This is a genomic window from Streptosporangium sp. LJ11 (genome assembly GCF_051918945.1).
GTDB lineage: Bacteria > Actinomycetota > Actinomycetes > Streptosporangiales > Streptosporangiaceae > Streptosporangium.
In genome coordinates this window covers 92,383-113,915 of the sequence record NZ_JBPXMB010000003.1, presented here as the reverse complement: position 1 = coordinate 113,915, position 21,533 = coordinate 92,383, and the positions used below count along the sequence as shown (strand labels likewise).

Annotated in this window: 16 protein-coding genes; 11 read left to right on the top strand and 5 right to left on the bottom strand. The window is 68.0% G+C overall.

All coding sequences use genetic code 11. The features are described from left to right. Positions 1–2 precede the first annotated feature (2 nt). From pglZ to ACTOQ3_RS05265, 7 genes are all read left to right on the top strand, one after another. A complete protein-coding gene (gene pglZ / locus ACTOQ3_RS05295) occupies positions 3–2,615 on the top strand; it encodes a BREX-2 system phosphatase PglZ (protein WP_440082275.1) in 2,613 nt (870 codons plus the stop codon). A gap of 17 nt (positions 2,616–2,632) precedes the next feature. Continuing rightward, a complete protein-coding gene (gene brxD, locus ACTOQ3_RS05290) occupies positions 2,633–3,943 on the top strand; it encodes a BREX system ATP-binding protein BrxD (protein WP_440082274.1) in 1,311 nt (436 codons plus the stop codon). Then, positions 3,940–6,018 (top strand): DEAD/DEAH box helicase, encoded by a 2,079-nt coding sequence (locus ACTOQ3_RS05285; RefSeq protein WP_440082273.1) that lies wholly within the window; start codon positions 3,940–3,942, stop codon positions 6,016–6,018. Before brxD ends, ACTOQ3_RS05285 begins: the two co-directional genes overlap by 4 nt. A gap of 216 nt (positions 6,019–6,234) precedes the next feature. After that, the gene (locus ACTOQ3_RS05280; RefSeq protein WP_440082272.1) at positions 6,235–8,079 is read left to right on the top strand and encodes a GmrSD restriction endonuclease domain-containing protein; all 1,845 of its coding nucleotides are present in this window, start codon (positions 6,235–6,237) and stop codon (positions 8,077–8,079) included. Further along, positions 8,076–9,050 carry a CBS domain-containing protein gene (locus ACTOQ3_RS05275; RefSeq protein WP_440082271.1) on the top strand — a complete coding sequence of 325 codons (975 nt, stop codon included), beginning with the start codon at positions 8,076–8,078 and terminating at the stop codon, positions 9,048–9,050. Before ACTOQ3_RS05280 ends, ACTOQ3_RS05275 begins: the two co-directional genes overlap by 4 nt. A 1,014-nt stretch (positions 9,051–10,064) precedes the next feature. Continuing rightward, positions 10,065–10,961 (top strand): FAD-dependent monooxygenase, encoded by an 897-nt coding sequence (locus ACTOQ3_RS05270; RefSeq protein ID WP_440082270.1) that lies wholly within the window; start codon positions 10,065–10,067, stop codon positions 10,959–10,961. A gap of 35 nt (positions 10,962–10,996) precedes the next feature. Continuing rightward, positions 10,997–11,149, top strand: a complete 153-nt coding sequence (locus tag ACTOQ3_RS05265) for a TetR/AcrR family transcriptional regulator (protein ID WP_440082269.1) — start codon at positions 10,997–10,999, stop codon at positions 11,147–11,149. Between the two features lie 54 nt (positions 11,150–11,203). On the opposite strand, the gene ACTOQ3_RS05260 is transcribed toward ACTOQ3_RS05265, so the two are convergent. The 3 genes from ACTOQ3_RS05260 to ACTOQ3_RS05250 form a co-directional block, all read right to left on the bottom strand. Beyond that, complete coding sequence (locus ACTOQ3_RS05260; protein WP_440082268.1) at positions 11,204–11,485, bottom strand: hypothetical protein; 282 nt, start codon at positions 11,483–11,485, stop codon at positions 11,204–11,206. Positions 11,486–11,874: 389 nt separating this feature from the next. Beyond that, positions 11,875–12,312, bottom strand: coding sequence for a hypothetical protein (locus tag ACTOQ3_RS05255; protein WP_440082267.1), 438 nt, complete (start codon positions 12,310–12,312; stop codon positions 11,875–11,877). A gap of 296 nt (positions 12,313–12,608) precedes the next feature. Further along, positions 12,609–13,364 carry a helix-turn-helix domain-containing protein gene (locus ACTOQ3_RS05250; protein WP_440082266.1) on the bottom strand — a complete coding sequence of 252 codons (756 nt, stop codon included), beginning with the start codon at positions 13,362–13,364 and terminating at the stop codon, positions 12,609–12,611. A 237-nt stretch (positions 13,365–13,601) separates the two neighbouring features. On the opposite strand from ACTOQ3_RS05250, the gene ACTOQ3_RS05245 reads away from it, so the two are divergent. Beyond that, positions 13,602–14,267 (top strand): DUF4097 family beta strand repeat-containing protein, encoded by a 666-nt coding sequence (locus tag ACTOQ3_RS05245; RefSeq protein WP_440082265.1) that lies wholly within the window; start codon positions 13,602–13,604, stop codon positions 14,265–14,267. Between the two features lie 379 nt (positions 14,268–14,646). Beyond that, positions 14,647–17,253, top strand: coding sequence for a rifamycin-inactivating phosphotransferase (rph, locus tag ACTOQ3_RS05240; RefSeq protein WP_440082264.1), 2,607 nt, complete (start codon positions 14,647–14,649; stop codon positions 17,251–17,253). 84 nt (positions 17,254–17,337) lie between these two features. On the opposite strand, the gene ACTOQ3_RS05235 is transcribed toward rph, so the two are convergent. Further along, positions 17,338–17,832, bottom strand: coding sequence for a TetR/AcrR family transcriptional regulator (locus ACTOQ3_RS05235; RefSeq protein WP_440082263.1), 495 nt, complete (start codon positions 17,830–17,832; stop codon positions 17,338–17,340). A 39-nt stretch (positions 17,833–17,871) separates the two neighbouring features. Here ACTOQ3_RS05235 and ACTOQ3_RS05230 point away from each other — a divergent pair, with 39 nt between their 5' ends. After that, the gene (locus ACTOQ3_RS05230; protein WP_440082262.1) at positions 17,872–18,642 is read left to right on the top strand and encodes a zinc-binding dehydrogenase; all 771 of its coding nucleotides are present in this window, start codon (positions 17,872–17,874) and stop codon (positions 18,640–18,642) included. 98 nt (positions 18,643–18,740) lie between these two features. Continuing rightward, positions 18,741–20,348, top strand: coding sequence for a carboxylesterase/lipase family protein (locus ACTOQ3_RS05225; RefSeq protein WP_440082261.1), 1,608 nt, complete (start codon positions 18,741–18,743; stop codon positions 20,346–20,348). A 78-nt stretch (positions 20,349–20,426) separates the two neighbouring features. On the opposite strand, the gene ACTOQ3_RS05220 is transcribed toward ACTOQ3_RS05225, so the two are convergent. Then, a complete protein-coding gene (locus tag ACTOQ3_RS05220; protein ID WP_440082561.1) occupies positions 20,427–21,482 on the bottom strand; it encodes a helix-turn-helix domain-containing protein in 1,056 nt (351 codons plus the stop codon). Between the last annotated feature and the right edge of the window lie 51 nt (positions 21,483–21,533).

Below are 21,533 nucleotides of genomic sequence, written 5' to 3'. Positions count from 1 at the left end.
CGATGAGCTCACCAACCCTGACCGGGCAGCCGCCGCACGCCAGCAAAGCCGTGATCGAGGCTGCGGTGCGCCGTGCCGTCACCCGAGGCGCCCCGGAAAGAATCATCGCGCTGCGCGCCGCCCCCGAGTGGCGCGGCCTGTCCTCGCTGCCGATCGACGGACATCATGTCGAGGTCCGCGCCTGCGGGACCGTACTGGCCGTGCTGGACGCGGTCAGCTCCCACCGCGACGGTTATCTGGTGCTGCTGACACCGTGCGAGGATCTCGGCGACAGCCTGCTCGCCCGGGTGGTCGAGCACGAGTTGCGGCCGGTCAACCGGTTCGACCTGGTCCGGGAGTCGTTCGGGGCACGTCTCGCCGACCCTCGGCTCTCCTCCCGAGGCTGGACGTGGCTGGCGGAGGCATTGATCGAAGCCCAACCTCCGGCGGGCTGGCCCAAGTTGGGCGGCGGAGTGCTCACTCTGGAGACCGCGCTCGGCACGCTCGCCACCGCTCGCTTCGAGGGCGAGGTGGACGCGGTCACCCTGCTCTCCTGGAGCCGGGACGCCGCCGCTGTGGCGCGTTTCCACGCACTGGCCGACGCGGAGCGTACCGGCCTGCGGGAGTGGTTGGAGAGCGAGATCGGCCCGGTCGCCTCCGTTGTGTTCCGGCTCGCGGCGAACGGCCACGCGACGGACACGGTGCCGCTCGGCCTGGTGACCTCGGTGCTCTTCGGTGACACCACCGCTCGCAAGCAGGTGGCCGTCCAAGCCAAGGTCCGTGTCGAGGAACGCTTCTTCGGCGGCTCCCCGATCTCTCCGCAGACTGTACGGCGCTTCTCCGAGACCGCGGAGTCGCTTTGGACCCGCTGGCTGGCCGACCCCATCACCCTGCGGCAGGCCGAGATGGTCGTCGCACGAGCCGAGCAGATCTTCGTCGAGCTGCAGGCCGAGTCGCTGGCCAACCTGAGCGACGCACTCACGCTCGGCTTTTACGCCCGATTGAATGCGCTGGCCGAACACCTCGTCAGGGTCACCGCCTCCGGTGATCTGGACGGGCTGGAGAGCACTCTGGACAAGGTGCTCAAACATCGCCTCGCCATGCGCCACCGGGAGGAGGTGCGCTCCGCGGAGATGGCGGTACGACTGGCGCGCTGGCTGAGCTCCTCCATGGAGACACCCCAGACCGTCGACGCGCTCGCCGTACGGCAGGTACGCGAGTGGGGCTGGGTGGACCGGGCCATCGCCGCGGTCTGGCAGGCCGACACGGCGAAGGTCCCAGGAGCCAAGGTCGCCTACGGAGCGCTCTACGAGGCCTCGCGAGCTCGCCGTACGACGCTGGACGAGACGTTCGCTCACCGCCTGGCTGCCTGGACCGAGCACGGCTCCGACACCACCGAACTGGTGCTCGCCGAGAACCTGCTGGAGCGAGTGGCCCGGCCGCTGGGCACTCCGGTGGTGATCGTGCTGGACGGGATGAGCGCGGCGGTCGCCTGTGAACTCGCCGACGACATTCTCACCGAGTGGGGATGGGCCGAGATCGGCCGCCGGGCCGACGGTCGCGAGCCCGCGCTCGCGGTGGTGCCGTCGATGACCCGCTTCTCCCGGACCAGCCTGCTCTGCGGGCGGCTCCACGAGGGCACCCAGAAGGACGAGGTACCCGGCTTCCGCGCCCTGTGGTCGGGCCGCAGGAGCACACTGTTCCACAAGGGCAACCTGAGTGGCGACGCGGGTGCGAAGCTGGACGGCGAGGTCCTGGCGGCGATCGCCGAACCCACCGTCGTGGTCGGGATCGTGCTCAACGCCGTAGACGACTCCCTCGACAAGGGGCCGACCGACGGACGTGACTCCTGGACTCTCGATGGTGTCGCCTATCTGCGCGAGGTACTGGCGGCGGCCTGGTCCGCGGGCCGTACCGTGGTACTGACCTCGGACCATGGGCATGTCCTGCACCGTGACGCCCCGATGGCGACGGAGCGGTCGGCCTCGGCCCGCTATCGGAGCGGAACACCGGGGGCGGGCGAGGTGTTGCTGCGCGGTCCGCGCGTGCTGAGCGGAGACGGAGAAGTGGTCGCGCCATGGGACGAGTCGATCCGCTACACCGCCAAACATTCTGGCTACCACGGCGGAGCCTCGCTGGCCGAGATGGTGATCCCGATTCTGGTGTTCACCCCCTCCGAGCGGCACCGCCCGTCAGGCTGGCAGGCGTTCGATCCCAGCCAGCACTCCCCCGCCTGGTGGAACCCGCCGGTCATGGCGGCTCCTGTACGAGCCACGAGCAAAAAAGAGCAGACAGATGTCCTGTTCTCCGTCGCCGAGGCGACAGGCGACTCTCTTGGCGCCCGGGTCGTCTTGTCGGAGACCTTCGAGGCTCAGCGGGTCTTCGTGCGCAACGCCCCGGCCTCCGGTGAGATCGCCATGCTGATCGACGGTCTCGCAGCGGTGGGTGGGAAGCTCCCGGTGAACGCGGCCGCCGCACTCGTCGGTCAGGTTCCGGCACGGATGCGCGGCTATGTGAGCCAGGTCTCCCGGCTGCTCAACCTGGAGGGCTACGGTGTGCTGACGCCGGCCGACGGCGACCGTACCATCGTGCTGGATGTCGGTCTGCTCAAGCTGCAGTTCTTGGGAGAGGTCTGATAGTGACAGTTCCCGCGGTGAGTGCCGCCCGGCGCCGCGAGGTGATCTCCGCCCTGCGACGGGGGACGGTACCAGCCACGGGGCTGGACCTCTTCGCCGTCGGGCTGGAACGCTTCGAGAACGCGCTGGACGAGGAGCTGTCCGCCGTCACTACGGGCGGCGCGGTGTTCAAGGCGGTCCGCGGTGAGTACGGCTCCGGCAAGACGTTCTTCGCGCGCTGGCTCGCCGAACGGGCCAAACGGCGCGGTATGGCGGTCAGCGAGATCCAGATCTCCGAGACCGAGACGCCCCTGCACCGGTTGGAAACGGTCTATCGCCGGCTGACCGAACGGCTGGCCACCGCGTCGCACCCGCCGTCGGCGCTGCGTGAGGTGATCGACGCCTGGTTCTTCACCCTGGAGGAGGACGTGCTCGCCGCCGGAGCAGGAGATCTCGACGCCGGGGTCGCGGAGCTGATGGAACAGCGCCTGGCCGCCGTGGCGAAAAGCACCCCGGCCTTCGCGGCGGCACTGCGCGGCTACCGCGGTGCCCGGCTCGCAGAAGACAACGCGACCGCGGAGGCGCTGCTAGCTTGGCTCGGTGGTCAGCCCAATGTGGCCGCTGCCGCTCGCCGGGCCGCCGGGGTCCGGGGAAATCTGGATCACTTCGGAGCGCTGGGGTTTTTACAGGGTCTGCTGACCGTGCTGCGCGACTGCGGCCACCCGGGCCTGCTCGTCGTGCTGGACGAGACCGAGACCTTGCAGCGGGTCCGGTCCGATGTGCGGGAGAAAGCGCTCAACGCGCTGCGGCAGCTCATCGACGAGGTCGACGCAGGCCGTTTCCCCGGCCTCTACCTGCTGATCACCGGCACTCCGACGTTCTTCGACGGACAGCAGGGTGTTCAACGACTGACGCCGCTGGCCCAGCGGCTGGCGACCGACTTCACCGCCGATCCCCGGTTCGACTCGCCGCGTTCCGTGCAGCTCCGGCTCGCCGGATTCGATCTCCCCAAGCTCGTCCAGCTCGGCTCCGCCGTACGGGATCTGTACGCGGCGGGCTCGGCGCATCCGTCGCGGGTGATGAACCGTGTCGATGACCCGTACGTGGAGACTCTGGCCCGCGCCGTCACCGGGAACCTGGGTGGGCAGGTCGGGGTGGCACCCCGGATCTTCCTGCGGAAACTGGTCGACGGGGTGCTGGACCGAGTCGAGGAGTTCGACGATTTCGATCCGCGTCGCGACTACACGCTGACCGTGTCCTCCGCCGAGCTGACGTTCGTGGAGCGGGAGGCCGCGGCGCCCTCGCTGCGTGCGGCGAGCGTGGACGACGTGGAGCTCGACCTGCCGTGAGGCTCCACCCGACGCTGCACCATCACATCGTCAATGCCCTGGGATGGCCGGAGCTGCGTCCACTCCAGGCCGCCGCCGTGGGACCGGTGCTGGATGGGGAAGACGCGCTGCTACTGGCCCCCACCGCGGGCGGCAAGACCGAGGCGGCCGTCTTCCCGCTGCTCTCGCTAATGGAGGCGGACGGCTGGAGCGGCCTGTCGGTCATCTACGTGTGCCCGCTGAAGGCGCTGCTCAACAACCTGCTCCCCCGGCTGGAGACCTACGGCGGCTGGCTGGGCCGCCGGGTGGCGCTCTGGCACGGAGACGTGACCGCCGCACGACGGCAGGCGATCCTGCGCAACCCACCGGACATCCTGCTCACCACACCGGAGTCGCTGGAATCGATGATGGTGAGCACCAAGGTGGACCACCGCATGTGGTTCGGCGACCTACGGGCAATCGTCGTGGACGAGGTGCACGCCTTCGCCGGGGACGACCGGGGCTGGCATCTGCTGTGCGTGCTGGAACGACTGACCCATCTATGCGGGCGACCGATCCAGCGGCTCGGGCTGTCGGCGACCGTCGGTAACCCCCCGGAGTTGCTCGCCTGGCTGCAGGGCTCGTCGAAACGGCCCGCGCGGGTCATCGCTCCGGAGGCCGGTCCTGCTCCAGCGCCGGACGTGGGGCTCGACTACGTGGGATCGGTGCCGAACGCCGCGCGGGTGATCGCAGCACTACACCGAGGCGAGAAACGGCTGGTCTTCTGCGACTCCAGGAGTCTGGTCGAGCAGCTCGGTGCCTCCCTCCGGGAGCTGGGCGTGACCGTGTTCCTCTCACACGCCTCCCTGTCGATGGACGAGCGGCGACGGGCGGAACAGGCATTCACGGAGGCGCGGGACTGCGTGATCGTGTCCACCTCCACCCTGGAGCTGGGCATAGACGTCGGCGACCTCGACCGAGTCATCCAGGTCAACGCCCCCTCCTCGGTAGCCTCGTTCCTCCAGCGACTGGGCCGTACCGGACGCAGATCCGGTACTCGGCGCAACTGCCTGTTTCTGGCGCTGACCCACGACGACCTGCTCACCTGTGCCGGGCTGCTGCTCTTGTGGAGTCGTGGCTATGTGGAGCCGATCGTGGCACCTCCGTCGCCCCAGCACATCGTCGCCCAGCAGATCCTGGCCCTCGCGCTGCAGGAACATCGGATCGGCTCGCGCCTCTGGCAGGAATGGTGGAACGGGCTCGGCCTGTTCGGCCCGTCGGCGCTGCCGGTGGCCGAACATCTGGTCGCCGAGGGTTTCCTAGAGTCCGACGGCCCGCTTTGGTTCATCGGCCCCGAGGCGGAGAAGCACTTCGGCCGTCGGCACTTCATGGGTCTTACCGCCGTCTTCACTGCTGCGCCCGAATTCGCCGTGTTGCACGGCCGTCAGGAACTCGGGAAGACCGATCCCTCCCTGCTGACCGCTTCGGTGGACGGGCCACGGCTGATCCTGCTGGGCGGGCGCACCTGGCGGGTTACCTGGGTGGACTGGAAACGGCGGCGCTGCTTCGTCGAACCGTACGACGGTGGGGGCGGCCGGGCTCGGTGGGTGTCCTCCGGGATCGGCGGTGTCTCGTTCGCGGTGGCCAGGGCGATGCGGGACGTTCTCCTGGGTGAGGATCCCCCGGTGTCACTGAGCCAACGGGCGGTCGGCGGGCTGGCAGCGGTCCGCAAGGACAACCTCGAGATCGTTCATCCCGGCGGCACGGTCATCGTCCGTGCCCCCTCCGGCGACCTGCGCTGGTGGACCTGGGCCGGGTATCGCGGCAACACCACCCTGAAGGCGACCCTGGGATCACTAGCCGACGAGTCACAGCGAGTCGATGATCTCTACCTGCGGCTCCGGGGCGACCTGACCGCCGCGGAGTGGCGCTCCGCAGCTCCTGCGCTGCGGGATCGGCTTTGCCTGCCAGAGGTCGACGACAAGGCGGTGGACGGCCTAAAGTTCAGCGCCGCGCTCCCCCGCCGACTCGCCGTCGCGACCCTCTCCACCCGCCTCGCCGCCCTCGACACGGCGGCAACCGTACTCGACGAGCCACAACGTTTCACGATCCTGTAATACCTCCCAAGTGAACGCTTGCTGCGACGCAGACCACCGCCCCGAAATAGACATATGAACTAAAAGCGACAAACCCGCTGTCCAGGTAGTTTGGGTGTGGCATTGGCGCCACATGACTCCCATGAAATAAAGGAGGATTAAGAGGATCACACAGACAAGTTCGTGAACCGTGGCTAGAGTTTTTGGACCAACACCGATGCTACGCCAGGGAGAGCCGTGCCCTTCGAGAATCCCAGTTACAACCTCGGCGACCTGCTGGATATGGTAGCCACCGGCGAGGTGCAACTCCCCGACTTTCAACGGCTCTGGAAGTGGGACGACGAACGAATCAGATCCCTTCTGACAACCGTGACCATGGGGTATCCACTGGGCGTGATGATGACCCTGGAGACAGGGGGGTCAGGTGCTCGGTTCAAGCCACGCCCGCTCACCGGAGCGGCCCTGGACAGCGACGTGGAGCCCGAGCAACTACTGATGGACGGCCAACAGCGGATGACCTCGCTGTACCAGGCACTCAAGTCGGCCAATCCTGTGGAGACCGTAGACGCGCGCAAGAAGAAGGTGCAGCGCTGGTACTACATCAACATAGAAACTGCGATCTCTCCGAACGGAGATCACGAAGAGGCAATTCTCTCTGTGCCAGCTGATCGGATCATCCGTCAAGACTTCGGTCGTGAGGTGATGCTCGACCTCAGCACCGAGGAACAGGAGTGCACGAGGGGATATTTTCCGCTCAGGCTCGTCTTCGACATCAGTGCCACCGGGAGATGGATGTGGAAGTACGCCACCGACGATGTACGAAGGGAGCAGTGGACGGAATTCCACAAGGGCGTCCTGGAGAACATCACAAAGTATCAGGTTCCGGTGATCAGGCTGACCAAGAGCACGCCGAAAGAAGCGGTCTGCACCGTCTTCGAGAAGGTCAATACCGGCGGCGTTCCGCTCAATGTGTTCGAGCTCCTGACCGCGACCTACGCGGGAGATCGTAAGTACTTCCAGGCCAACGGATACGACTTCCAACTCGTGGAGCACTGGGAGAAGGTCCTGAAGGAACTCTCAGAACACCGTGTCTTCAATGGACAGACCCAAAGCGAACAGCTCGCCAGCAGTGATTTTCTGCAGACCATCTCACTGCTGTCCACCTACCATCGACGCCGCCCACATTCGGGTAGTGATCCGTTCGTCACGCCGGTGGCGAGCTGCAAACGCAAGGACATCCTGGATCTCCCGTTGGAGGACTACCTCCAATGGGCTCCGAAGGTGATCGAGGCGTTCCACTGGACCGCCCGGTTCCTCACGACTCAGGGAATATTCAGCTATCGAGATCTTCCATATCGCACGCAGGTTGTCCCCCTCGTCGCGATCCGAACCATGCTGGGGACAATCACTGATGAGCACGGCGCCCTGGAGAAGATCACTCGCTGGTATTGGTGCGGAGTTCTGGGCGAGCAGTACAGCGGAGCCCTGGAAAGCCGGTTCCCACGTGACATGGAACAGGTAGTCGCATGGGTACGCGGCGGGAAGGAGCCGGAGTCGGTTACCGCGGCGACCTTCCGCGCCGCCCGGTTGGACACCTTGTTCAGCCGTAACAGTGCCGCCTACAAGGGCGTATACGCCCTTGTCCTGCGACAGGGCTGCTACGACTGGACATACAGCAAGGACGTCATCGACACGACCATCTTCGAAGAGCATCAGATCGACCTCGTGCGGATCTTTCCCGCTGCCTGGTGCGACAAGAACGGCGTCCCCGCAGAGCAGAAGAACGGCATCGTGAACAAGACGCCGCTAACCCAGCACACTTCCCGGATCATCGGCACTCGTTCACCGTCGGTCTACATGCGGGCGCTGGAGAGAGAGACGGGCATGCCCGGCAATTGGTTGGATGACGCGGTCGGCACTCATCTGATCGATGCCGCTGATCTTCGGGTCGCCGATTTCAGAAAGTTCTACACCAACCGGCATCGAGAATTGGTCGCACTGATCGAGGGTGCCATGGGCCGACTGACCATTCCAGCGGAAACAGCCCCTGAGAACGCTTCCGACTACCAGGAGGCGGAGTGAACGACAAGCTCAAGCAGTTTCTGGATGAGGCAGCCGTCTCGCCGGTCGAGCTGACCGTCCGGGACCTGCTTGCCAAGTGGGATGTGAAGATCCGTAATTTCAACACAGTTCCCCGGATTACTGCGGATCTCACCAATGCCAACCTGACATGTGACCCATCTTTTGATGACGTTGACCTGAATACAACGGTATGCGTCTCCTCCAAGGAAGCAATCGCCGACCAAGACGAAACGGACGACAAGTCCGCGCTCTCCTTCCCCTATGCGGCTCTCTTCGTCAGCGATATTCCCTCAGCGAGCCGCGAGGTGACTTCGATCCCACCGGATGCGACGCTGGCTCAGGCACGCACCGTGATGATGGATCATGGCTACTCGCAGATTCCTGTTATCACCAATAGTGGAGTTCTCGTCGGCGCTGTGAGTTGGGAGCGGATAGGACACATCCAGGCCGGCGCCCCGAGCGCCGAACTCTCGGATGTCATCGACCCTCACCCCAGCACCATCAAGATCAACGACGATCTCCTCAAAAAGATCCCGTCGATCTATGAAGCAGGATTCGCACTTGTGCGCAACCAAGATGACGATATCTGCGGGATCGTAACCACCGCCGACCTCACCGAACAGTTCTTACTGCTCGCCGAACCGTTCTTCCTCATCGGAGAGATTGAGAGGCGGCTACGACGCTGCATCGACAAAACCTTCTCAGCCGATGATCTGCAAGTCGTGGGCAAAAAGATCACCTCAGCCAATGGCATGACTTTCGGACAGTACGTAAGGTTTCTTCGTACCGAAGGTATCTGGCCTCGACTTAGCTGGCAGATCGACTGTGCACTCTTCACCAACCGACTCGACCATATTCGCCAGGTCCGGAATGAGATCATGCACTTTCGCCCTGACCCATTGACTCCGAATCAGCGTGAACGCCTGCTTCTTTTCGCTTCCTGGATGCGTAGCCTAGACCCTCAGCCTTGACCATCCATTCAGGTTACATGAGTAGCAGAGTCATCCATAGGAGTGGCATTTTTTACGGTCGTCGCTATTTAAATGCAAAGGTAAATAAAAATCGTTCCAGCTGAATCGACAGTCGATTTATCTCATCTGCATACTTTATGACATTTATGATAGATTTGTCATGATTTGCTGCCAGCGCCCCCAGGGAACGCGCCGCCGATATTTTCATTCGGAAGATTTCGACAGAGTCTATGTTCTGATCTGACGACGAAAGTATCGCGAAACATTATGTACAGGTGTTGATCACTTTTTGCTTTGGCTGCGGTGCATGGGCTTGGTTTCCTATCCGGCCAGCCCCTCGAAGAAGCGGACAGATTATCCAGCACCCTCTAAGACTTGGCCAGTCTTACCTTCGGTGTATCCGGCCTAGTTTTTGAACTTCTTGCGATCCGCGATTTCTCGCCGACCACCCTTGAACCATATGGACATCCTTCTACGCCCAAACTAGATTCAGCACGGGGGGTGTTCTTCGCCGACGAGGCGTCGGTACACACCGACTACCACGTGGGTGAGCGGTCAGGGCTCGGTCCGGCGTGGCGTTCGAAGTACGGTTCTGCCGACGACCCGCGTAGGGCCCATCGCGTCGAAACTGACCAAAATAACCAATTTGGTCAGTTCGTTCAGTACGGTGACAGGCAAGCACGCCGAAGGAGTCCTCACGACGAACACCCCCGCCGACCGGCGCGCCCTGGTGGTCGGGCTCGGCATCGCCGGCATCGCCACCGCGCTGCGACTGCGCCAGGTCGGCTGGGAACCGGTGGTGGAGCGGGCGCCCACCCGCCGCTCGGGCGGGTACTTCATCATGCTGTTCGGTGCCAGCGTCGCCTCCGCCCGGCGGCTGGGCGTACTGGACCAGATCGATACCCGAGGCGGGCCGTGGATAGCCATGTACGACGTCGACCGGGCGGGGCGCCGCCGTCCCGGGCTGGACCCGGCCACGCTGGGGGAGGGCCCCGCCGGCTGCTGCGCGGCGCCGTGGAGCGGGGACTGTTCTCGGCGCTGCCAGCGGACGTGGAGATCCGCTACTCCACTGTGCCCGTCCGCATCGTCCAGAACGGGTCCGGGGTGGAGGTGTCGCTGCACGACACCGCGGCCGACGCCGTCGTCACCGAGCGTTTCGACCTGGTGGTGGGCGCCGATGGGATGCGCTCCACGGTGCGCGGGCTGGTCTTCGGCTCCGAGGACTACCTGCGTCCGCTGAACCATATGGTGGGCGCGGCCCTCCTGGACGGGCCGGTCGACGGCTTCGGCCTGTCCGACGGGGTGGTCCTAGCCGAGCCCGGCCGCTCGGCGTGGGCCTTCCCCTTCGCCGATCACGCCCCGAGCCTGCTGTTCTCCTACCGCACCGGCGACGTCGACGCCGAGTTCGCCCGCCCGCCGATCGAGTCCATCCGCGCCGCGTTCGGGCCTGAGCCCACCGGCCCCCTACTGGAGGGCCTGCTCACCTGCTACGAGCAGGCCTCCGACACCCTGTTCGACTCGGTGAAGCAGGTCAGGATGCCGACCTGGCACCGCGGCCGGGTCGTCCTGCTCGGGGACGCGGCCTGGTGCGTGACCCTGTACACGGGCATGGGCGCCTCCAGCGGCATGGCCGGCGCCGAGCTGCTGGGCACCATGCTGCGACGCCACCCGGGCGATCTGCCGGGCGCGCTGCCGGCCTGGGAGGCGCGGATGAGGCCCTTCGTCCGCGCCCAGCAGGATGGCGCCCTGGTCGGGCGCCGGATGTTCACCCCGCAGGATCGCAAAGAGCTCCTCCAGCGTGCCGGGATGATGCGCCTGATGCGCGCGCCGGGTGTCGGAAAGGCCGTGAGCAGGATAATGCTCAACAACAAGAACATGCGGGTCAAGAACGTCTACGTCGCCGCCCCCTGACCAGATCCGAACCGCTGACAAGGAGGACAGTTCCGGTGGGCCCATTGGTCGAACTCCACTCGCGCAAAGCCGCCCGCATCCTGGACAGCGCGCGCGAGCTGGTGCGCGACCACGGCGCGGGCAAGGTCACCGTGTCCGAGATCAGCCAGGCGGCCGGCGTCGGCAAAGGCACCGTCTACCTGTACTGACCCAGCAAGGAAGACCTGATCCGCGGCCTGTTCGCCCGCGACCTGCTGACCCTGCTAGAGGAGGTCATCGGCCACATCGGCGCCGACCCCGCCACCGTCCGGCCCCGCCGCCTGGCTCCGCTGCTGGTGCGCACCGCGAGTACGCTCCCGCTGGCACGCCGCCTGCAGAGCGGCGACGCGGAGTTGCACCGGCTGCTCGGCTAGGAACCCGGCGACCGTGAGCTGTACGACCGCACCCGGCCGGCCGCCATGTGCGAGGCGGTCCTGCCGATCCTGCGCCGCCACGACCTGATCCGTCACGACCGCCCCCTGCCCGCCCAGGCCTACACCCTGCACGCTGCGCTGGTCGGGTTCCTCAACACCGTCTCCGAGCTGGCCACCGCCCCGTCCGGTGTCGACGCCCCCGACGAGGTACTGGCCGACACCGTGGCCGTCCTGCTGGAGCCCCCCGCCGCCCCAGCCAGGCAGCCGTCACCGCGGCCGCCGAACAGACTCTCGCGATCTTCCGCGAGCTCCGGGACGCGGTGCTGGACCTCATCGAGGGCAGCCAGGCCACCGGCCACTGAGACATCCGGCTCCGGGCCCTGCCAAGGAGGACGGTCCCGCCCGAACACGACGGCACTTCTCAGCACCTCTCGCGAGACCTCCTCGGAACACCGCGAGAGCACGGCGCCGCCTCCGGCCGGCCGAAGAGGGCCGGAGGCGGTGCCGTGCCGGGGGGCGGGCTACTGGACGGCCCCGAGCCGGTACCGGCCGCCGCCACCGCAGCAGAACTCGTAGTCCCAGGTCGCGTCCTGGTTGATGGTGACGCCGCCGATGAGGTCGTTGGGATCGATGTCGTCGTACTCCATGAGGCGGAGCTGGGCGCCGACGGGGACGCACTTGTCGACCTCGACCCGCTGGCCCGCGCCCATCGACACGTAGGCCGCGGTCACCGGCCAGATCTTCGTGCCACCGCTCGTGATGAACACCTCGTCGCGGCCGTTCTCGGTGACCGCGAGGGCCCGGAGGCCATCGAGGAACACGCCGGCGCCACAGGTGAGCGCGGCCTTCTCCCGGGCCGGGCCCGCGTCGGCGACCGCCGCCGGGGTTCCGGCCAACGCGAGGCATCCGGCCATCATGGCCGCGGCCGCGAGCTTCGACGGTTTCCGCCAGGTGCGCATGCCGGTTCCCGTCCGTCGCCCGCGGGAGTTCTCTTCGACTCGCATTCGTGTGCACTCTCCGTTTCGGCTGGTGGTGACGTGTGTTCGCGCCACGCGTGCACCCTGACCTCGGTGGCCGCGTGGCTCTTCCTGCCTCCACCAGATCTACGGCACAGCCGCCCGGGCAGACCATGATCGGGCCCGCTCCTGTCGATAAACCTGGAGTTCGTGTCCGTTTTCGACAGGGTGCGCACCCCTGGACGGGCGGCCGTCCGCGGCCGGCCTCGTCTCATGGCCGTGACGATCGAGACGGCTGCCTATCCGTGGTCCGGACCTGGCCGAGCGGTGTCGTTCGAGGTCCTTCCGGGTTTGGTGTGGAGGACTTCGCGGGCCTGTTCGGCGGCGCGGGTGATGCTTTCGCTGATGAAGTCGAGGAAGCGGGCGATGTTCTCCAGGCGGTCGGCGGCCGGGGTGCGGGGGCCGAGGACGGCGACGCCCTGGCGTGCGGTCTCGACGAGCAGGTCGTTGGATCGGGCGCTGGCGATCGTCGCCTGGTAGAAGAGTTCGTCGTCGACGACGTAGCGGTCGCGACGGCGTTCGTCGCGTTCCCGGCGGACGAGGCTCTGGCTCTCCAGGAAGGCGATCGCCTTGGAGATCGACGCCGGGCTGACCTGGAGGTGCCGGGCGAGCTGGGATGCGGTGAGACTGCCCGCGTCGGTGGTGAACAGGCAGGTCAGCACCCGGGCCGTCATCTTGGTCAGGCCTGAGGCCATGAGGACGGTGGTGAACGTCTCCTCGTACTCGGCCACGGCCTCGGCGTCGCGTCCGTGCGGCTGGGGGACCGGCTCCGGCCCTTGGGAGGAGGCGGGCCTGCGCCGGTTGGCGCGGCGTTCGGTGGCGCGGTGGGCCAGGTCGGCGCGGTAGGCGGCAGGGCCGCCGTTGCGCATCACCTCACGCGTGATCGTCGAGGTCGGACGGTCGAGTCGCCGGGCGATCTCGGCGTAGGGGAGGCTGTCGGCCAACCCCAGCGCGATCTGCCGGCGGTCCTGCTGGGTGAGTCTGCCTCCCGGCATCGCGATCTCCCTGGTGATCCTTCGTGGTGGTCCCTGGCCCCCCACCATAGCGTTCACTTCTCATTCATTGCAATGATCAGAGCATCTTCCGTTGCTTTAGTATCAGGACTGTTGCAACAGTTTATCGACGTTCACCTGCGTAAATGTATCTTCTATGCAACAAGTATGTTGCCAGATTTAGGAACGCAACGTAGCGTTTCCAATGTCAGAAACAACGAGTGAGCACGGGAGAGCACGATGCAGAAGTTCGACACCCCCGCCCCGATCTCCGCCGTCCTGGACATCCCCGCCGGACGCGTCCAGTTCATCGCCGCGGACCGCGCCGACACCACCGTCGAGGTCCTGCCCGCCGACCCCTCCAGGAGCCGCGACACCAAGACCGCCGAGCAGACCACCGTCACCTACGCCGACGGCGTCCTGCGGGTCACGACCTCGACCCTCGACAACCGACTCTTCGGCCCCTCCGGATCCCTGGAGATCACCGTCCAGCTGCCCGCCGGCTCCCGCGTCGAGGCCAGGGCCGCCGCCGCCGAGCTCCGCGGCGTCGGACGCCTCGGTGACGTCGCCTTCGAAGGCGCGTACCGCCAGATCAAGATCGACGAGGCCGCGAGCGTCCGCCTCACCGCGCTCGACGGCGACGTCGAGGTCGGCCGGCTCAACGGCCCCGCGGAGATCAGCACCGCGAAGGGCGACATCCGGATCACCGAGGCGGTGCGCGGCACGGTCGTGCTCCGCACCCAGTCCGGCGACATCTCGGTCGCCGCCGCCGCCGGCGTCTCGGCCGCCCTTGACGCCGGCACCGGCTACGGCCGCGTCAGCAACGCCCTCAAGAACAACGGCACCACCGAACTCGACATCCGTGCCACCACCTCCCACGGCGACATCACCGCCCGCAGCCTCTGAAGGAGCGGGACCGGGACCATCCGGCCGGGTCCATCGCGATCGAGATCCCGCCGGTCGTCGCCGAGGATCCGGCCGTCCGTCCCGAGGGGCCCGCGATCCGCGTACGCGCTCCTGTCCACGTCCACCGCACCCTGCGGCAGGTCGGGGCAGGTCGGGACCGGGCGCGGGGGCCCGGTGCGGGCGCCGGCCGGCGCCCAGGAGATCACCGCCGCCGAGCGTGAACGGCGGCCCGGGATGCCGGTGCGGGGAGGCCGGGTCAGGCCGCGCGCCACTCCCCGCCACTTTCATTTTGTATCAGATCCGCGCGTCTCATGAGACGTCAGAAAGTGGTTCATACTGCCCGTTGCGAACCGGCCCGACAAGCAATGGAGCAACGGAATTGGGTTACGTGCTGGGTTTCGAGGAGATCGACTCGACGAATATCGCGGACGTCGGCGGAAAGGGAGCGCAGCTGGGCGAGCTCTCGCGAATCGACGGCATCCGCGTGCCGGACGGCTTCTGCGTCACGACGGACGCCTTCCAGCGGATCGTGGCCGAGGCGCCGTCGATCGACGCCCGGCTCGACCTGCTCTCGCGCGTGAACCCGGACGACCGCGAGGCGATCCGCACCCTGAGCGCCGATGTCCGCCGCGTCGTCGAAGGCGTCGCGATTCCCGGCGATCTCGAGGCGGCGATCGGCGAATCGCTCGCCCGGCTCGGAGAGCGGGCCTCCTACGCGGTGCGTTCCAGCGCGACGGCCGAGGACCTGCCGACCGCGTCCTTCGCCGGCCAGCAGGACTCGTACCTGAACATCGTGGGCCTGCCGGCGATCCTCCACCACGTCCGAAGGTGCTGGGCCTCGCTGTTCACCGAGCGGGCGGTGACCTACCGGCGCCGTAACGGCTTCGACCACCGCAAGGTACGGATGGCCGTGGTCGTACAGCGGATGGTGTTCCCGGACGCGGCCGGGATCCTCTTCACCGCGGACCCCGTGACCTCGAACCGGAAGATCGCCACGGTGGAGGCCGGCTGGGGGCTCGGCGAGGCGCTCGTCTCCGGCCTGGTCGCCGGGGACGTCTACACGGTGCGCGACGATCAGGTCGTCACCACGGCGGTCGCCACCAAGCCGCGGTCCGTCCAGGCGTCGCCGGGAGGCGGTACCCATGACGCACCGATCGAGCCGCGACGGCAGACGCAGCCGGCTCTGACGGATGCGCAGGTCGTGCGCCTGGTGCGGCTGGGCCGGCGCGTCGAAGCGCACTTCGGCAGGCCCCAGGACATCGAATGGTGCCTGGCCGGCGATGACTTCCACATCGTCCAGAGCCGGCCGATCACCACCCTGTTCCCCCTCCCCGAGACCGATGACCGGGAGAACCATGTCTACGTCTCCGTCGGTCACCAGCAGATGATGACCGACGCGATGAAGCCGCTGGGACTCTCCGTGTGGCAGCTGACGACCCCACGGCCGATGCACGAGGCGGGCGGACGGCTGTTCGTCGACGTGGCTCCCGTCCTGGCGACGGCCGCCGGTCGCGCGAACCTCATCGGGACCCTGGGGAGGTCCGACCCGCTGATCCGGGAGGCGCTACAGACCGTCCTGGACCGCGGCGACTTCATCCGCCTGCTCGCGGACGAGGATTCCGTCGCCGCGCCCGCCGGCGACTCACCCGCACCGATCGAGACCGATCCGGCCGTTGTCACCCAGCTGATCCGGCGGAGTCAGGAGTCCGTCGCCACCCTGCGGAGCGAGATCCGGACGCTGTCCGGGCCGGCGCTGCTCGACTTCATCAAGGCCGACATCGCGGAGCTGAGGCGCATCCTGTTCGATCCGCGGAGCCACCAAGTGATCATGGCGGGGATGGAGGCGGCCTGGTGGCTCAACGACCACCTCGAGGCGTGGCTGGGCGAGAGGAACGCGGCCGACGTGCTCACGCAATCCGTCCCCCACAACGTCACCTCCGAGATGGGGCTGGCGCTCCTCGACGTCGCGGACACGATCCGGCCGCACGCGGAGGTCGTGACGTTCCTGCACCGCGTCGTGGACGAGGGCCGGGAGGGCGACGGTTTCCTGGACGAGCTGGCCGGGCTGGCCGGCGGACGGGAGGCACGTGACGCCATCCGGGGCTACCTCGACGAGTACGGCATGCGCTGCGCAGGCGAGATCGACATCACCAGAACGCGCTGGAGCGAGCATCCCGCCACGCTCGTGCCCACCATCCTCGGCAACATCAAGAACTTCGAGCCGGGCGCCGGCGAACGACACTTCGAACAAGGACGCCTGGAGTCGCAGCGGAAGGAACAGGAACTTCTGACGCGGCTGCGCGCCCTGCCCGACGGGGAGCGGAAGGCCGAGGAGACCAAGCGGATGATCGACCGCGTCCGCGCCTTCGCCGGATACCGGGAGTACCCCAAGTACGGCATGGTCAGCCGCTACTTCGCCTACAAGCAGGCGTTGCTGCGGGAGGCCGATCGCCTCGTCCGCTCCGGCACCCTGCGCGAGAAGGAGGACATCTTCTTCCTCCGGTTCGCGGAGTTGCGGGAAGTCGTGCGCACCGGCGACGTGGACGCCGGGCTCATCCTGGAAAGGCGGGAGGCGTTCCGGTCGTACGAGGCGCTCACACCGCCCCGGGTCCTCACCTCGGACGGCGAGGCCATCAACGGCCGGTACCGGCGTGACGACGCCCCGCCCGGCGCGCTGGCCGGCCTCCCGGTCTCGGCCGGGACCGTCGAGGGCCGTGCCCGCGTCGTCACGGACATGGCGCGGGCCGACCTCGAGGCGGGCGACATCCTGGTCACCACCTACACCGACCCCAGCTGGACCCCCCTGTTCGTCACCGTCGCCGGACTGGTGACGGAGGTGGGCGGCCTCATGACGCACGGGGCGGTGATCGCGCGGGAGTACGGCCTGCCGGCCGTCGTGGGTGTGGATCAGGCCACCCGGCTGATCCGGGACGGGCAGCGGATCCGCGTTCACGGGACCGACGGGTACGTCCAGATCCTCGGCTGAACCGTCGACTCGGACCCGGGACCCCGGCACCCGAGGTGGGCGGTGGTGCGGACCCGAGCAGAGGGCCGTGCCGGCGGGTGCCCGTCATGTCGCAGGAAGAGCGTGCGTGGTGGGACAGGCTTGGATCGCGTGGATGACGAAACCCGCGAAGCGCCTGGAGGCCGCGGCCTGGGCCGCGGCCGTGGTCGCGTGGATCCCCTTGTTCGCCATGAGCAGGAGAATCAGATCGTCGGGGACGGAGAAGTCGGGGCGCAGCCGTCCGGCCTCCTTGGCGCGGCGGGCCAGTCCTGCTACGGCCCTGAGGGTGTGATCGCGGCCTTCGGTGACGTCCGTGGCGCCGGGAAAGGCCGACAGGAACGCTTCGGTGAAGCCCCGGTCCTGGGCGTGCAGTGCGCAGATCCTCTCGATGACCAGGCACAGACCGTGCCAGGGGTCGGGATCGGCGCACCCCTCGTCGACGATGGCGCGGCACGCGCGCATCTGGTCCGCGAAGGCTTCGGTGACCAGCAGTTGCTTCGTGGGGAAGCGGCGGTAAAGGGTGGCGGGTCCGACCCCGGCGCGCCGTGCGATCTCCCGCATCGGGACGTTCAGCCCCTGGGCGGTGAGGTGGCGGGCACCGTGACCGCGGTCGGCGACGGCGTCGACACCTCATGGGTGGGCCGTCGGGTGTGGGGCTTCACCGGCACCGGCGGAGGATACGCCGAACAGGCCGTCGTGCCGGTCCAGGAGATCGTTCCCCTCTCCGCCGACCTGTCCGCCGTCGACGCGGTGGCCCTCGGCGGTTCCGGAGTGGTCGCCCACTTCGGGCTCTCCCACGCCCGCTTCGCTCCCGGAGAGACCGTCCTGGTGCGAGGCGCGGCCGGCAGCATCGGGATCACGACGGTGCAGCTCGCGGCCCGCGGCGGCGCCGCCGCGGTGGCGGTCACGACCTCCTCGGCCGCGCGCGGCCGGCGGCTGCGCGAGCTCGGCGCGACCCACGTGCTCGAGCGCTCGGGCGAAGGCGGCCAGGACGCTCCGGCCGGCTACGACGTCATCATCGACGTGGCGGCGGGCGCGGACATGCCCTCGTTCCTCGACCGGCTCAACCCCAACGGCCGCATGGTGGTCGTGGGCGTCGTCGCGGGCCGGCCCCCGGCGGACTTCGGCATGCGGATGATGGCGGCGTTCCAGAAGTCGCTGTCCTTCTCCACCTTCAGCGCCGATACCGTCCCCGAGACCGACCGGCGTGCCGTGCGGAGCGAGCAGTTCGCCGCCGTGAGGCGGGGAGAGCTCCAGACGGTGGTCCATGAGCTGCTGCCCCTGGACCAGGCCGTGGTGGCGCACCGGAAGATGGACGCGGGCGAGGTCTTCGGGCGGATCGTCCTGACACCGCGGTCCCGTACCTCGTAGCGCCCGGAACCGGCCGGTTCCGGAGATGACATTTGTCCTGGGGCGTTCGGGATCGATGGATCTGCTGGAGCAGCCCGTCCGTTGACAGCGTGGAGGGTATGAGACGAAAGGCGATGAGTGCCGCGCTGGCGGCGACGATGCTGGTGCCGGCGTGCGCGGGCGTGCCCGCGGGGCGGGCGCCGGAGAAGACCGGCGAGAGCGTGGTCCGGACGGACGCGGGAGCCGTACGGGGAACCGTGACGGGCGAGCACCGGATCTTCCAGGGGATTCCCTACGCGGCCCCGCCGGTGGGTGGGCTGCGGTGGAACTCGCCGGCGCCGGTGAGGCCCTGGAGCGGGACCAGGGAGGCCACCAGGCCGGGCAGCGTGTGCCCGCAGGTGGGAAGTGACTACGCGAAGGTGACCGGCTCCGACGAGGACTGCCTGTTCCTCAACGTGACGGCGCCGCGCACGCCCGGGAGGAACCGGCCGGTGATGGTGTGGATCCACGGCGACGGAGCCCTGGGCTCCGGCGACCTCAGCGATGTGCGCCGCATCGTCACCCGCGGGGACGTGGTGGTCGTCACGATCAACTACCGGCTCGGGGTGTTCGGGGGCTTCGGGTACCCGGGGCTCGAGGGGTCGGGCACGTACGGCCTGCAGGACCAGCAGGCGGCTCTGCGCTGGGTCCGCCGCAACGCCGCCGCGTTCGGCGGGGACCCGGCGAACGTGACGGTGTTCGGCGTCTCGTGGGGCGCGCTGAGCATCAGCGGGCACCTGACCTCGCCGGGCGGCGGAGGCCTGTTCGACCGGGCCGTCATGCAGAGCGGCGAGGGCATGATGGACATGCTCGCCGGCAGCATGGGTGAGGGCGTCCCCGCCTACCCGTCCTACGCCTGGCGCCCGGTGGCGGAGGTCGAGAAGATGGGAACGTACGTGGCCCCGCGGCTCGGTTGCGAGGATCTCCGCTGTCTGCGGGCCCTCCCGGTGGAGAAGATCCTCGAAGTGCCGCAGATCATGAACATGTTCCAGACATACGCCTACGGAGGCGAGACGCTGCCCGGACCGCCGTCCGCGGCGTTGCGGGCAGGTCGTTTCCACCGGGTTCCGGTGATCTCCGGGGCGACCCGCGACGAGCACCGGATCTTCGTCGGGTTGTTCCACGACGCGGCGGGCAGGCCGGTGACCGCCGAACGGTACGGCAGGCTGCTGAAAACCGCGTTCGGCAAGGACGCGGCGAGGGTGCGCGCGGAGTATCCGGTCGCCCGGTACGGCTCGCCGGGGCTGGCGTGGGCCGCCGTGATCACCGACCGCATGTGGGCCAGGGCCACCTTCGAGCAGAACGGGCTGCTCAGCGGGAAGGCGCCGACGTACGCCTACCAGTTCGCCGACCGCCGGGCCCCGATGTTCCTGCCGTTGGGGACGGACTTTCCCTGGGGCGCCTACCACGCGGGCGACATGCCGTACCTGTTCACCGAGAAGGCGGTCACGTTCACCCCGGCCCAGCGGAGGCTGTCCGACCAGATGATCGCCTACTGGACCAACTTCGCCCGGACGGGCGATCCCAACGGGAAGGGGCTGCCCCGCTGGGAGCGCTTCGACCGCGCCGCCCCGGTCCCGCACACCCAGTCCCTGGAGCCGGACGCGATCAAACCGGTCGACTACGCCGCCGACCACAATCTCGGCTTCTGGCCGGCACCGGGCGCCGGATCCGCGCCCGGCCGGTGAGCATGCCTGCGGCCGGATCCGCAACGCGCTCGAGAACACCGAGGGCGCCGCCACCCGGCTCGACGTACGCGACCACCCCTACGGCGACAAGGCCGTCCCCGAAGGGACGACGCGCCGTCCGCCCTCCTCGCGCGGGCCGCGGAAGGTGCGCCGGTAGGCGTGGGGCGTGGTCCCCAGATACCGGGCGAAATGGTGACGCAGCGTGGCAACCGACCCAAATCCGGCTCGTTCGGCGACGAGGGCGATGGGCTCGTCGGTGCTCTCGAGATGACGCTGGGCCAGCAGGACGCGCTGGCCGGTGAGCCACTGCAGCGGCGTGGTGCCGATCTCCCGGTTGAAGCGGCGGGCGAAGGTGCGCGGCGACATGTTGGCCCGGCGGGCCATCCTCTCCACGGTCAGTTCCCGGTGAAGGTTGGCCTCCAGCCAGACCAGCAGTGGCGCGAGGTGCCCGGTGCCGGGCTCCGGGTCCGGACGCCTGACGTACTGGGTCTGGCCGCCGTCGCGGTACGGGGGCGCCACCATGCGCCGGGCGATGTCGCCTGCGACGGCGTTGCCCTGTTCCTTGCGCACCAGGTGCAGGCAGGCGTCGATCCCGGCGGCGGTGCCGGCGCCGGTGATGACGGGATCCTCGTCGACGTAGAGGACGTCCGGTTCCACCCGGGCCCGCGGGTAGCGGCGGGCGAGCTCCTCCCCGTAGCGCCAGTGGGTGGTGCAGCGGCGGCCGTCCAGCAGGCCGGCCTCGCCGAGCAGGAAGGCGCCGGAGCAGATGCTGAGCACGCGGGCTCCGCGCCGTACCGCGGCCCGCAGCGCCTCGAACAGCTCCTCCGGCTGCCGTACGCCCGGGTCGGAGGCCGGGACGCCGATGAGGTCCGCCGACTCCAGCCGCTCCAGCCCGTGCGGGGTCTCGAGGTGGAAGCCGTGCCTGGTGCGCACGCTCCTCCCCGTGGCGGAGACGACCGCGAAGTCGTAGGCGGGCAGGCCGTCGTCACCGCGATCGATGCCGAAGACCTCGCAGAACACCCCGAGTTCGAAGGCGTGCCCGCCGTCGAGGGCCAGGACGGCGACGTCGCGCAGTATGGGGACCTCCTGGTGACGGTACGTGCCCGGCACGATGACTGGCAGGAATTTCACCATATTAGTCATTTCTGCCACTTTCTGGGCCGGCGGGCCGCTGGAAAGCTGGCA